At 50.8% G+C, this 14,206-nt stretch carries 13 protein-coding genes; 11 read left to right on the forward strand and 2 right to left on the reverse strand.

All coding sequences use genetic code 11. The annotated features are described in order from the left end of the window. Positions 1-234 precede the first annotated feature (234 nt). The 11 genes from H8S80_RS32460 to H8S80_RS34515 all read left to right on the forward strand — a co-directional run bounded on the left by H8S80_RS32460 (position 235) and on the right by H8S80_RS34515 (position 11,606). On the forward strand, positions 235-1,011 hold the full coding sequence (locus H8S80_RS32460; protein WP_117633609.1) for an ABC transporter ATP-binding protein: 777 nt from the start codon (positions 235-237) through the stop codon (positions 1,009-1,011). Between the two features lie 4 nt (positions 1,012-1,015). Continuing rightward, complete coding sequence (locus H8S80_RS32465; protein ID WP_117633608.1) at positions 1,016-2,695, forward strand: ABC transporter permease subunit; 1,680 nt, start codon at positions 1,016-1,018, stop codon at positions 2,693-2,695. Between the two features lie 4 nt (positions 2,696-2,699). Next, complete coding sequence (locus tag H8S80_RS32470) at positions 2,700-3,692, forward strand: extracellular solute-binding protein (RefSeq protein WP_117633607.1); 993 nt, start codon at positions 2,700-2,702, stop codon at positions 3,690-3,692. A 123-nt stretch (positions 3,693-3,815) separates the two neighbouring features. Then, positions 3,816-4,913: a 2-aminoethylphosphonate--pyruvate transaminase gene (locus H8S80_RS32475; protein ID WP_117633606.1), complete on the forward strand. Its 1,098-nt coding sequence runs from the start codon at positions 3,816-3,818 to the stop codon at positions 4,911-4,913. A gap of 4 nt (positions 4,914-4,917) precedes the next feature. Further along, positions 4,918-5,706, forward strand: a complete 789-nt coding sequence (gene phnX / locus H8S80_RS32480; RefSeq protein ID WP_117633605.1) for a phosphonoacetaldehyde hydrolase — start codon at positions 4,918-4,920, stop codon at positions 5,704-5,706. A 299-nt stretch (positions 5,707-6,005) separates the two neighbouring features. Further along, the gene (locus H8S80_RS32485) at positions 6,006-6,458 is read left to right on the forward strand and encodes a PTS sugar transporter subunit IIA (RefSeq protein WP_002600944.1); all 453 of its coding nucleotides are present in this window, start codon (positions 6,006-6,008) and stop codon (positions 6,456-6,458) included. Between the two features lie 4 nt (positions 6,459-6,462). After that, entirely contained in the window at positions 6,463-7,530 is a 1,068-nt protein-coding gene (locus tag H8S80_RS32490; RefSeq protein WP_055656364.1) for a PTS fructose transporter subunit EIIC, read from the forward strand. A 27-nt stretch (positions 7,531-7,557) separates the two neighbouring features. Continuing rightward, a complete protein-coding gene (locus H8S80_RS32495) occupies positions 7,558-7,866 on the forward strand; it encodes a PTS fructose-like transporter subunit IIB (protein ID WP_002600942.1) in 309 nt (102 codons plus the stop codon). Between the two features lie 128 nt (positions 7,867-7,994). Continuing rightward, positions 7,995-10,031, forward strand: coding sequence for a BglG family transcription antiterminator (locus tag H8S80_RS32500; protein ID WP_117633604.1), 2,037 nt, complete (start codon positions 7,995-7,997; stop codon positions 10,029-10,031). A 23-nt stretch (positions 10,032-10,054) separates the two neighbouring features. Further along, complete coding sequence (locus H8S80_RS32505) at positions 10,055-11,266, forward strand: MFS transporter (RefSeq protein WP_117633603.1); 1,212 nt, start codon at positions 10,055-10,057, stop codon at positions 11,264-11,266. A gap of 82 nt (positions 11,267-11,348) precedes the next feature. Continuing rightward, entirely contained in the window at positions 11,349-11,606 is a 258-nt protein-coding gene (locus H8S80_RS34515) for a hypothetical protein (RefSeq protein ID WP_025530166.1), read from the forward strand. Between the two features lie 354 nt (positions 11,607-11,960). Here the strand turns inward: H8S80_RS34515 and H8S80_RS34690 are convergent, their stop codons facing one another. Together H8S80_RS34690 and H8S80_RS32515 are read right to left on the reverse strand one after the other, a co-directional pair. Beyond that, positions 11,961-12,443: a hypothetical protein gene (locus H8S80_RS34690; protein WP_278321571.1), complete on the reverse strand. Its 483-nt coding sequence runs from the start codon at positions 12,441-12,443 to the stop codon at positions 11,961-11,963. A gap of 32 nt (positions 12,444-12,475) precedes the next feature. Continuing rightward, on the reverse strand, positions 12,476-14,158 hold the full coding sequence (locus H8S80_RS32515; RefSeq protein ID WP_007709494.1) for a recombinase family protein: 1,683 nt from the start codon (positions 14,156-14,158) through the stop codon (positions 12,476-12,478). Positions 14,159-14,206 lie beyond the last annotated feature (48 nt).

A 14,206-nucleotide genomic window follows, 5' to 3' on the forward strand; every position in this document is an offset into this window, starting at 1 on the left:
TTGAAGAATGTTCTTTTTATACATAAGAATATTTTACAACAAAAAGTGACAAAGGAAAACCCCAAAACCCCTCATGAGTGAGGGGCAGGGGAGTTGAGAGTGCCGAAGGCACTTTGTTCCGCCCATTTTACAGAGAATTTTCAATAAGACGGTAGTTGAAAGCAGGAAAAATATGGTTTCATAGAGACGTCGGCAAGGCAGACACGCCATATATGAACCATGAGAGGAGTTTCTATGCTTGAGATTAAGAATCTGAAAAAATCGTATGATGGAAATATTATTTTGCAGGATATCAACCTGAATATTGAGGAGGGCGAGATCGTCTCGATCCTGGGGCCCTCCGGATGCGGAAAGACTACGCTCCTGAACCTGATTCTGGGTCTGACCGGGGCGGATGAAGGGGAGATCATCTTCAACGGGGAGGTGATCACGGATATGCCCATGGAACAGAGGGGCTTCAATATCGTATTTCAGGATTACGCCCTGTTCCCAAACCTGAACGTGTACCGGAATATCACCTACGGCCTGAAAAATAACCCGAAGATCTCGACGCCGCAGGAGGTGGAGGAACTGATCGATCTGCTGGGGCTGCGGGAGCACCTGCATAAGAAGATCGAGCAGCTTTCCGGAGGGCAGAAGCAGAGAGTGGCGCTGGCGAGAACCATGGTGATGAAACCGAGGATTCTGCTGCTGGATGAGCCTCTCAGCGCACTGGACGGTGTGATCAAGGAATCCATCAAGGATAAGATCCGGCAGATCGCCCGGGATTACCACCTGACTACCATCATCGTCACCCATGACCCCGAGGAGGCGCTGACGCTGTCGGATAAGGTGCTGATCGTCAATCAGGGCAGGATCTCCCAATATGGAAGGCCGGAGGAGATTATCGAGACTCCGGAAAATGATTTCGTGAAGGAATTCATCTTAAACCAGCTGGTGATTAAGCGCAACCACATATTCACGCTGTTTAAACAGACGGCCGCTCCGATCATGGAAGCGAGAGTAGGGTAGCGTTATGAAACAGAAGAAAGAAGTGGAGATCAAGGGGATATTTCTGGCGGTCACTTTGCTGTTCCTTGGTTTTCTGATCGTGCCGCTCTGCCGTCTGTTTTATAAGTCCCTTGAAAAAGGCGGTGCTCTGACCCTCAGCAATTACCTTGAGGTTCTGACCGGAAGGGGATTCGCAGCGGCGTTCGGCAACAGCATTCAGATATCGGTATGCTGCGCGGTCCTTTCGACGCTGCTGGCATTTCTGCTTGCATACACCATTCATTACAGCAATCTGCCTTCCTTCTATAAAAGCCTGATCCGGCGGGCGGCGGTGATACCGATGCTTTTGCCGACCATTACGTATGGATTTGCCATTATTTATTCCTTTGGAAAGCAGGGACTGATCACGAGGCTGTTCGGAAGACAGCTGTTCGAGCTTTATGGCTTTTACGGGCTGTTGCTGGGATATTTAATCTATACGCTGCCGGTGTCATTTCTGCTGGTGTCCAACACCATGGAATACATAGACAAGAAATTCTCCATTGTATCCCGGATTATGGGGGATAATCCGTGGCAGACGTTTTTCCGGACGGTGGCCCGGCCGCTGCTGGGGACGCTGGCGGCCTCCTTTGTACAGTGTTTCTTCCTGTGCTTTACGGACTATGGGATTCCTGCCTCCGTGGGAGGGAAGTATGAGGTGGTGGCGACAGTGCTTTACAATGAGATGCTGGGCAGCATACCGAATTTTAACCGCGGTTCTGTAGTTGCGATTCTGATGCTGATCCCGTCGGTGCTCACGATCACGCTGCTGCATTATCTGGAGAAATACAATATCCGCTATAATAAAATCTCCGTAATAGAAATACGGAGAAACCGGTTGAGGGACGGCATACTCGGCCTGGGAAGCGCCCTGGTCTTAGTGGTGGTGCTGTCGGTGTTCGCGGTGATCTTCGTGGTGCCGTTTGTGGAAGAATGGCCGTACCGGGTCAGCTTTACCATGGAGCATTTGCAGAGCGTCCTGAGCGATAAGAGTCTGCTGGGAGTGTATAAGAATTCCCTGCTGGTTGCATTTTTGACCGCGCTTACCGGCTCTCTTACCACCTATGGAGCGGCCCTTTCCACGGCGCGGAGCCATCTGCCGGAAAAGGTGAAACGGGTGATCGAGAACATTTCCCTGATCACCAATACCATACCGGGCATGGTGGTGGGTATCGCCTATATGCTGGTGTTCTCAGGTACTTCCCTGCAGAATACTCTGACCCTCATCGTCATCTGCAATGTGATCCACTATTTTTCCACGCCGTATTTGATGATGAAGAACTCCCTGGCAAAGATGAACGCGTCCTGGGAGACGACGGCCATGCTCATGGGGGACACCTGGCTGAAGACGATTGTGCGGGTGGTGACGCCCAATGCCATGGCTACCATTCTGGAAGTATTCGGCTACTATTTTGTCAACGCCATGGTAACGGTCAGCGCCGTGATCTTTATCGCGGGAGCCCGGACGATGGTGATCACCACGAAGATTAAGGAACTGCAGTATTATACGAAATATAATGAGATTTTTGTATTGTCCATCTTTATCCTGCTCACGAACCTGGCGGCCAGGGCGTTGTTTTCCTGGCTGGCGACGGATCGGAAAGAGGCGAAGGCCGGCAGAGTATTGCGGCGGAACAGAAAAAACAGGAAAATTCAGGAGGAGTAAGAATATGAAAAACAGAAAAAGAGCGGCAGCACTGGCCATGGTCTGTGCCCTGGGCGCGATGGCCGCGCTCACCGGATGTCAGAAGAAGGCACAGGAAGTGGTAATCTATACGAATGCGGACGACGAGGCCATAGAGGCCATGAAAAATGCGCTGGACGGTAATGGCTACGAGGGAAAATACATTCTTCAGTCCTTTGGAACCTCCGAGCTGGGCGGAAAACTTCTGGCGGAGGGAACCAATATCGAGGCCGATCTGGTCACCATGAGTTCCTTCTATTTAGACAGCGCACAGGAGGCGAATCAGATGTTTCAGGACCTGTCCTTTGAGACGAAGCCCCTTGCCGAGTACCCGGCGTTCTATACACCGATTACGGCCCAGGAAGGAACCATTTTTGTAAATACGGAGGTTTTAAAAGAAAATAACCTGCCGATGCCGACCGGCTTAAAGGACCTGGCGGACCCTATGTATGCGGGAATGGTATCCGTAACCGATGTAAAGAGTTCTTCCACTGCATGGCTGCTCATCCAGGCGCTGGTCAGCGCTTACGGAGAGGATGGGGCGACGGAGGTTCTCGCCGGCATCTATCAGAATGCGGGAGATCATATCGAGAGCTCAGGCTCCGCACCGCTTAAAAAGGTGCGCGCCGGAGAGGTGGGGGTGGGCTTCGGTCTTCGCCATCAGGCCGTTGCGGACAAGGTGGATGGACTTCCCGTGGACTATGTAGACCCGCCGGAAGGCAACTTCTCACTGACTGAGTCTGTCGCAGTAGTCGATAAGGGGGCAGAGAGCAATCCGCTGGCCATGGAGATGGCGGAATGCATCATCAAAAACGGCCGCCAGGAGCTGCTTAAGACTTACCCGCTGCCGGTATATGAGGGGGAGAGCAGTGATTCCGCCAACAAATCCGCGTACCCTATGGTATTTCCGGAGAAGCTGACGGTTGGGCTTCTGGAGAAGCATCAGCAGTTGTCGGAAAATGCAAAGGTATTGGAGTAAAATGCAGAGGCGCTGAAGAAAAGTGCAGAGGCGTTGAAGAAAAGTGCAGAGGCATTAAAGTAAAGTACAGAAGCGCTGACGAAATACGCAAAGGCAATCAAAATAAGAAGGGGAATAAGAAGCATGATACAGTATAAATTATTGACACCGGGACCACTGACCACCACGGATACTGTGAAGAAAGAGATGATGGTGGATCACTGTACCTGGGATGACGACTATAAGCAGATAACACAGTGGATACGCAAGAAGCTCTTAGAGCTGGCAGGCGTGACGGAACCGGAGTATACGGCCGTTTTGATGCAGGGCAGCGGGACCTTCGGCGTGGAATCCGTTTTGACGAGTACCATAGGGGACGGGGATCATTTACTAATTGCGGCGAACGGCTCTTACGGGCTGCGCATGAAGGAGATCGCGGACCACGCAGGAATCTCCTGTACGGTGTACGAGACCGCCTACGATGAGATTCCCGATGCCGCGGTTATTAAAAAAATGCTGGAAGAGAATCCGCAGATCACTCATGCAGCCATGGTGCACAGTGAGACCACCTCCGGGGTTTTAAATGATATAGAGGCAGTGAGCCGCGTCGTAAAGGCGACGGGGAGAACCATGATTGTGGACGCCATGTCAAGCTTTGGCGGCATGGAAATTCCTGTCGGTGACTGGGGCATTGATTTTATAGTCAGCAGTGCGAACAAGTGCATTCAGGGTGTTCCAGGCTTTTCCTTTGTCATATGCAGGCGTGACGCGCTGGAAGCGGCGAAAGGCGTGGCGCGGAGCCTGTCTCTGGACCTGTATGACCAGTGGAAATGCATGGAGGCCGATGGGAAATGGCGCTATACCTCTCCAACCCACGTGGTTCTCGCATTTGCACAGGCGATCCGGGAGCTGGAGGCGGAAGGCGGCATTGCGGCCAGACACGCAAGATATACGGAAAATAACCGCATACTGATTGAGGGATTAAAAAAGCTGGGATTCCGCCCCTACGTGGGACCGGAGCATCAGGGACCGATCATCACTACATTTTTCTATCCGGAAGATAAATGCTGCAGCTTTCAGGAGATGTATTCCTATATCAAGGAGCGGGGATACGCCATATATCCGGGAAAAGTGACCGATGCGGAAACCTTCCGCGTGGGAAATATCGGAGAGATCTATCCGGAAGACATGGAAAAGCTTTGTGCGATTCTGGCTGATTATTGGAAGGAAAAGGAGAATTGAATCTATGAAATGGGAAGCGGTTATATTTGACTGGGCGGGAACGACTGTGGATTATGGGTGTTTCGCGCCGGTGCAGACATTTGTTGAGGTATTTAAGGAGTTTGGCGTTGAGCCTACCATGGAGGAGACCAGAAAGCCCATGGGAATGCTGAAATGGGATCATATTAAGACGATGCTGGGGATGAACCGGATACATCGGGAATTCGTACAGATCCATGGAAGAGAGCCGGAGGACAGCGATGTGGACGCCATGCACGATCTGTTCCTGGATAAATTGATGAAGGTACTGGATCAGTTTGCCGAGCCGAAGGAGCATGTGCTTGAAACCGTGGAGAAATTAAGACGTGCGGGAATTCGGATCGGATCGACAACCGGATATACGGATGAGATGATGGCCATAGTCACCAGGGAGGCAAAAAAGGCCGGTTATGAGCCTGACTGCCTGTTTACGCCGGATTCCACCGGGCATATGGGTCGCCCCTACCCTTACATGATCTTCCGGAACATGGAGGCATTAAAGGTCACCTCCGTAAATGCAGTCATGAAGGTGGGAGATACGATATCCGATATTCTGGAGGCGAAAAACGCGGGGGTTACCGCGGTGGGAATCGTGGAAGGAAGCTCAGAGCTGGGGCTTACAAAGGCGGAATGGGAGGCGTTATCCGCAGATGAGCGAAGGGCGAAGGCGGATGAAGTCGAAAGACGCTACCGGGAGGCCGGTGCGGACTACGTGATCGCGGATATCCGCGGGGTGGCTGCGCTTGTGGTGGACGGCGGCCGGCAGAGCGGGTGATAGAGTACGGAAATATAGAGCGATAATAGAGCGCGGTAATACAGGATAAACAGGGTGGACCAACCCAGGCAGAAAAAAGGCGTCAAAGTATCGGCTGACATTTTAATACAGCCGATATTTTTGACGCTTTTTTATGGGACGGAGGGCCGCAAATTTTTGTAAATTTTTTTTGCAAATGTTCTATCTTTTCATTTTCCGTAAACTGGATTATGATAAGGCATGTAAGGAACAAACAAATTCTTCCAGGCCTGGAACAAAGGAATTTTTAATAACCGGCAGAAGCCGGCAGGAGGTTTGCAATGAGTAAATTAATTAATAAGAACTGCATCGTATTTGACATTGACGCGGCGGAAAAAAAGGACGTAATAAGCGTTCTGGTGAAGGAACTGGACGCAGCCGGAAAGATCACGAATCAGGAAGAGTTTTTCGAGGACGTGCTGGCGAGGGAAGCCATCGCACCGACCTACGTGGGCTTCGACATGGGGCTTCCGCACGGTAAGACGGATCACGTTCTGGAAGCGAGCGTGGCATTTGCGAGAACAGCAAGGCCGGTGGTCTGGAACGAAGAGACCGGGGAGACGGCGGATCTGATCATTCTCATCGCAGTGCCGCTTTCTGAGGCGGGAGATACACATATGAAGATCCTGGCGAATTTATCAAGACAGCTGATGCATGAGGAATTCAGAGAATCCTTGAGAAGCAGCACGAAGGATCAGGTATTTGACATCTTAACGGAAGTATTGGAGGGGTAAGAAAATGAAAGAGCAAATCAAGATTTTAAAGAAGCACATTCTGACTGGTACGTCTCACATGATTCCGTTTATCGTAGCCGGCGGTATTCTGTTTTCCATCTCGGTTATGTTAAATCCGGCGGGAGCGGCAACTCCTACCGAGGGCTGGCTGGCAGGTCTTGCGCAGATCGGTCTCGGCGGACTGACACTGTTCGTTCCGGTTCTGGGCGGCTATATCGCGTACTCGATCGCAGATAAACCCGGTCTGGCCCCTGGTATGATCGGAGCATATCTTGCCAATTCCATGGGCGCCGGCTTCCTCGGCGGTATGGCGGCCGGTCTGATTGCCGGTGTTGTGGTAAAACAGTTAAAGAAGATTAAGCTTCCGATTTCTTTAAAGACACTGGGCTCCATTTTCATTTACCCGCTGCTTGGTACCTTTATCACTGGCGGTATCATCGTATGGGGTATCGGCACACCGATCGCATTTATCATGCAGTCCTTAACCTCCTGGCTTTCCGGTCTCGGCGATGTGGGCAGAGTTCCGTTAGCAACGATTCTCGGCGCCATGACCGCATTTGACATGGGCGGCCCGATCAATAAAGTGGCAACCTTATTTGCACAGACACAGGTCGATACACTTCCATATCTGATGGGCGGTGTCGGTGTGGCTATCTGTACGCCTCCGATCGGCATGGGTATCGCAACCCTGCTGGCTCCGAAGAAGTACAATGCAGAAGAAAAAGAAGCAGGCAAGGCGGCTATCCTGATGGGATGTGTGGGAATCACAGAAGGTGCGATTCCATTTGCAGCCAATGACCCGTTACGTGTTATTCCGTCCCTGATTGTGGGCGCAGTCGTCGGCAACATCATTCCTTTCTTAACCGGTGTGTTAAACCATGCGCCATGGGGCGGACTCATCGTACTTCCGGTTGTTGAAGGACGAATCTGGTATATCATTTCCGTATTAGCAGGTGGATTTGTAACTGCAATTATGGTAAACTTATTAAAGAAGAACAATACTGACGATTCCGCAGTCAAAGCAGCGGCAGAAGACGACGGACTCGATGAGATCACATTTGACGAATTATAATAGAAAAATTTCAAGGAGGATATTACAATGAAGGTAGTAGGAATTACATCTTGCCCATCAGGCGTGGCACATACATATATGGCAGCGGAAGCGTTAAAGCTTTCCGGACAGAAACTGGGAATTGACGTAATCATCGAGACACAGGGCGGAGCCGGTGTGGAGAATCAGTTAAAGCAGAAGGATATCGACGAGGCGGCCTGCGTGATTCTGGTCAATGACGTGGCTCTGGAAGGGCTGGACCGTTTTAAAGGAAAAAAAGTTCTGAAGATGGGAGTGTCCGATTTAATTAAGAAATCAGACGCCGTTATGAAAAAGATTCAGGATACATTTCAGTAATGCATACAGGGGAGCATAATCATACATAACGTGAGAGACAGGACAAAGAGGAGATGGGGAGTATCTCCTCTTGTTCTGTTATCTGCGTTTAGAGAGAAGAGCGGCGGGGCCGCGCAGGGGAAAAGACTATGTTTAACGGAAGAATGCTGAATATCATCCGTCATTTGAAAACGCAGGGCGAATCCACCTATAAGGAGATGGCGAAGGAGCTGGGGGTGTCGGAGCGGAGCGTGCGCTACGATGTGGACCGGATCAACGACATTTTATCGCTGGAGCACCTGCCTGAAATCGAAAAACATTCTAAGGGAGTGCTGAAATATCCGGCAAATCTGGATTTAAAGGGATTAGAGGATGGCAATGAGGTCGTCTACACGAGCAGGGAGCGCATGTCCATCCTGCTCCTGATTCTGATGATACGAAATGAGGATTTAAAGATCAACCAGCTGAGCGAACAGTTTGGCGTCTCCAGATCTACTGTGAAAAATGATATGGCTGCACTGGATGAGGAGCTGAAAAAGGACGAGATGGGAATCGGCTATTCTGGTCATTTCTATCTGGCCGGACCAAAGCTTAAGAGAACCACTCTGATGAACCAGGAGTTCAGGAAGTATATCGATTATCTGATCAATCCATTTACTAACTATAATTCCTATGAGTTTTACTGTATCCATATCATACACAAGGCGTTTGAGGGCGTGTCGATCGCCAATGTGGTGATGGTGGTCGACGGGCTTTTGGAGGAACTGGGCTGTACGCTGACCAGCAGTTCCTATCTCTGGTATATGTCCAATATCGTGGTCCTGGTCTGGTTCATTCTTCACGACAAGGAATATCCTCTCGACATCACGGTGATGCCGGAGTTTGACCCGGAAGTCTACGGCCGGTTTGCGAAAAAGCTGGAGGAAATCATCGGGAGGCCCGTGTCGGAAAATCATGTGTGTATGATGGCGAAGATGTATGACTTTACCAATAAAATGGCGGGAGGCAGTGCAGATGTAGACCCGGTTCACGCGCAGTCGGTGACATTTTCCCTGATCTCCGCCATGTCAAAGCGTCTCGATATGCCGTTTGATAAGGATAAGACGCTGGCGGAAGGGCTTTTAAACCATATGATTCCTTTGATTCAGCGTGTCAGAAACCACGTGGAAATCAATGACAATATGATTTCCCTGCTGGGGCCGGAGGAACGGAAGCTGTACACGGTGATGATTTCCGTCTGCAGGGAGATCGATACGCTGGAAGATATTACAAATGAGGACGAGATTGTCTATTTGACGGTCTGCTTCATGGCCAGTATCAAGCGGATGAAGAGTGCGCCCTATAAGAGAGTGCTCCTGGTCTGCGGCCACGGCTACGGCACCACTACCATGCTTAAGGAGTCTCTGCTCAGCGAGTATCAGATTCATATTATGGATACGATTCCCATCTATAAACTGTCTTCCTACCCGGACTGGGCCGGCATCGACTATGTGCTTTCGACTATCAGGCTGAACAACAGCCTCCCGAGACCGTGTATTGTGGTAAATCCTATCCTGCGTCCGGAGGATAAAGCGGCCATCGAGCAGCTGGATATTCCCAGGAAAACCATACTTTCCGGATATTATTCCATTGAGGAAAAGCTGGGCTTCCTCGACGCGGCCACCAGGGCGAGAGTGATGGAGGTCATCGAGCGGGAGCTTGGATACCAGACGGTAAAGACGGTGCACAATCCCAAGAGCTTCAGCAGTTTCCTGAAGTTTGACTGTATCCGGCTGGTGACGGAGGAATACGAATGGAGGGCCGCGGTGCGGGCGAGTGCGGCATTGTTGGAAAAAAGAGGATTTATAGATAGCACTTATACAGATAATGTGATAGAATTCATAGAAGAACAGGGATTTTACGCGGTATCGGACGATTCCTTCGCACTTTTGCATGGAAAAGGGGTGGAAGGGATCTATCAGACCAGCCTAAGCCTGCTGGTCAGCCGGCATCCGGTTCACTTTGGGGACAAGAAGGCGAAGGTCATCCTGTGCCTGGCAAGCCGGGACTCGAAAGAGCATATTCCGGCGGTCGTGACGCTGATGCGTATGGTGAAGACCACGCCGTTTATCCATGATCTGGAGCAGTGCTCCAATGAGGAAGAGATTTATCAGACAATATTGAATTGTGAATTCGAAGTACTGTAGAGAAAGGCAGAAAGACAGGAATCATGACGACCAAGATCAGACAAAACTACAAACATACCTTAAACGCCTGCTATATCGGTTATATTACCCAGGCCATTGTAAACAATTTCGCACCGCTGCTGTTTTTGACATTTCAGAGAAGCTTTGGGATATCTCTGGCAAAGATATCGTTCCTGGTTACTATAAATTTTGGCGTTCAGCTGCTTGTGGATTTTCTGGCTGCCCATTTTGTGGACCGCATCGGGTACCGGATCTGCATGGTGGGAGCCCATTTGCTGGCCGCGGCGGGGCTGATCGGAATGGCATTTCTGCCCAGGCTTATGTCGGACAGTTATCCCGGCCTGATGGCGTCGATTATCCTCTATGCCATCGGAGGCGGTCTGCTTGAGGTTTTGGTGAGCCCGATCGTGGAGGCGTGCCCGACGGAGAAGAAGGAAGCGGCCATGAGTCTGCTGCACTCCTTTTATTGCTGGGGACATATGGGAGTAGTGATCCTCTCGACTGCGTTCTTTTTCATATTTGGCATTGACAAATGGCAGATGCTGGCTGTGATCTGGGCTGCCGTGCCGCTGGCAAATGCGCTGTATTTTATGGTTGTGCCGATCCGTACGCTGGCGGAAGAGGAGGAAGGCCTATCGATCCGGACGCTCTCCGGGAGGACGGTATTCTGGATTCTCATGGTGTTGATGATCTGTGCGGGGGCCAGTGAGCAGGCGGTGAGCCAGTGGGCGTCCGCGTTTGCCGAGTCGGCTCTGCACGTGTCGAAGAGTATCGGTGACCTGGCGGGACCGTGTGCGTTCGCATTTTTCATGGGAACCTCCCGTGTGGTTTCTGCTAAATTCAGCGAGAAGCTTTCGCTGGAGAAGATCATGCTGGGAAGCGCCGGACTTTGTGTGGTGAGTTATCTGATGATTTCCTTGTCGCCGTGGCCGGTTTTAAGCCTGGCCGGCTGCGCCCTGTGCGGATTCGCGGTAGGAGCACTCTGGCCCTCGACCTTCAGTCTTGCAATGAAAAAGATTCCGGGCGGCGGAACCGCCATGTTCGCGCTGTTTGCGCTGGCCGGCGATATCGGCTGCGCAGGCGGACCGCTGCTGGTAGGCCGTATCTCCGGCATATTCGGAGACGATCTGCGTACCGGCATTCTCGCGGCGCTGGTCTTTCCGATCCTGCTGATCCTGGGAGTCCTGGCATCGGGAAAGATGAGGGAAGAGGCCGGTGTTGCATTGCGTAATTAATTATGTGATTTATTGTGTATAAAATGCCTTATATGCGTCGTAGTTCGCTGATAAGGGGGTTGATAAAGAAATAGGGGAATAAATGAGCCGGACAACGTATGGCATGGTTGATGCCAATGCGTTGTCCGGCTTTGAAATTGTGTGGGGCACGCTTTTGTGGTTAGTGGAAATCCTGTATTATAAATCTCTTCTCAGTTTAAATATTACCATGGTCAGTGTGCCTTCGGTGGCAGTTACGGGGCTGTTGAAGGTTAAGCTGAATGCAGTTTCTGTCGGAACCTCGATGATAAATGATACAGAACCGAATGCACTGGAACGCCCGGAATTAGTCATGAAGTAGATACCATACTCGATATGAGGCGCGCCGTTATAGAAGGGCGTAATCTGCATATAGCCCGAATCTGAAAGTAAGGCAGATACTTCGTAAAAAATAGAGTAGATACCGGGAGCCAGCGTAACGTGCGTCGGATCTGTCAGCACAATATTGCCCGTTGTATCGGCAACGCCGATTCCCATGGGAATCAGTGTGGCATTTGTAAACAGTGCGGCAAAATTGATAAAAGATCCAAATATATCGTCGGGTACCGGGCCAGTGGCACCGGTTGGGCCGGTTGGGCCGAGATCGCCGGTAAGGCCAGTGGGGCCGGTAGGACCGGTAGGGCCAGTGACTCCGGTAGGGCCAGTGGGGCCGGGATTACCGGTAAGGCCAGTGGGGCCGGTAGGACCGGTAGGGCCAGTGACTCCGGTGGAACCGGTTGGGCCAGTGGAGCCGGTAACTCCGGTTGGGCCAGTAATGCCAGTGGGGCCGGTAATGCCAGTGGGACCGGTTGGGCCAGTTGGGCCAGTGACTCCAGTGGGTCCGGTTGGGCCAGTTGGGCCAGTGACTCCGGTGGAGCCGGTTGGGCCAGTAATGCCAGTGGGTCCGGTTGGGCCAGGATCGCCAGTTAGGCCAGTAGGGCCAGTAGCACCAGTAAGTCCGGTGGAGCCGGTTGGACCAGTAATGCCAGTTGGGCCAGTAGATCCGGTGGAGCCAGTTGAACCGGTAAGACCAGTAGGACCGGTAGGACCGATAAGGCCAGTGGGGCCAGTAGGACCGGTAAGTCCGGTGGAGCCAGTTGAACCGGTAAGACCAGTAGGACCAATGGGCCCCGTAGAGCCGTTTATTTATGCACAACATTAGATTTTCCTTTGTGTTGAGTAGGCAAGCCGTTAGATTGCCTTGCTCTCAATCACCTGGATAACGTTGTGGTTATTCTCAATGTAATCAATAATTCGCTGGTACTCGTCGGCAAAATTGAAGTCAACCGTTATTTCCCCGTTCTCATGCACCCAAACCGCTTTTACGAGTTCAACCATAATCCCGCGGTTAAGGCTCTGAATGTTTTTGTGTTTCAGAAAGGCGGTTAGATACGGGTCATCGGTTCCGATACCATCAGCCATTACCTGCATTTCCTCTTTCAGATAGGAGATGTTCGCTTCAAGCTGTTGTATCTGTTCTGCAATCTTGCCTTTCAAGCGGCGGTATTCCTCTTTGGTAATCTCACCGCTTTTCCAATCAAGGTACAAGCTGTCGGAAGCGTCATTGTACTGTTTTAGCTGCTTCTCTGCCTGTTTCAAGGAATAGGATAATCTTTTGCTTTCCCGGTTGATAACAGGCGCGTTGTTAATCCGTTCAATTTCTTCTGCAAGCCGATCTACAAGGGCAATTTGCATTTGCAACGCTGCCAATACCGCGTTTTCCAACTTGTCTTGCCGGATAGAATGTTTGCTGCAAATCTTCTTATCGGTGTAGCTGCGGCAAGAGTAGTAGGCAATATCGCGGGCGGTTTTGCGCCGCATGGCCTTTTTGCAATCCGCGCAACGGACAAAGCCGGACATGAGATAGACTTCCTGTTTGCCGGGGGCTGTCCTTGTGTCGCGCTTATGTAGGGCTTGCGCTTTCTCGAATGTTTCCCTGTCAATAATCGCTTCGTGTGTGTTGGGGACGACAAACCATTCTTCTTCGGGGACGTTGATCTGCTTGTGTACTTTGTAGCTTATTACGCGATTACGGCCTTGCACCATTACGCCCGTATAAACTTCATTCTGCAATATCCTTGCAATCGTGCTGGCAGACCACAAACCATCGTTTTTGTCTGAATTAGGGTTGTTATACTTAAAGCCTTTTTTCTTCTTATAGGCTTCGGGGTTCGGCTCTCCCATTTGGTTAAGCCGCTTTGCAATCCCCATTTTACTGTACCCCTCATTGACAAACCAATGGTAAATGCTTTTGACAACTTCCGCTGCTTCTTCATCTACAATCAAGCTGTTTTTGTCGTTTGGGTCTTTCTTGTAGCCATAAGGGGCAAACGCGCCTATGAACTCGCCGCGCTCCCGTTTCATCTTGAATGTTTTGCGGATTTCTTCGGAAGTGGTCGCGGCAAACTGCTCGTTGAACATTCCCCTAATAGGTACTTCAAGGCCGCTTGCAGAATGGGGATTTGCGTAAGTGTCAATAAATGGTGTGCCTGTGCAAATAAACCTTGCACCGTTAATGGGTATGAACTCCTCTAAAAACTTTTGCTGGTCGGCAAGGTTGCGGAAACCGCGTGCAAGGGATTTGATAATCATGCAGTTTACTTCTTTTCGGACAATGCAGCCCTCAAGCCGTTTGAAGTTTGGTCGCGCTGTGTCGGTGCCTGTCAATCCGTCGTCGGCAAACACGTCTACAATTACATAGGTTCCCGGCTCAAAATAGCTGTCTACAAAGTCGCGGAGTATCTTTTCTTGGTTGATAACACTCTCGCTTTCGTCCTCGTTGTCGTCCTCTCTGGATAGTCGAATGTATAGCCCAATTTTCCAAAACGGCTCTGCATAACTGCGTGCCATTTTGTCTTTGCGTATGCGGGGCATTATACCTCCTTTCCCCCTATAATTACGAGTTAATTATACCATTTTCGA

This window comes from Hungatella sp. L36 (assembly GCF_014288035.1).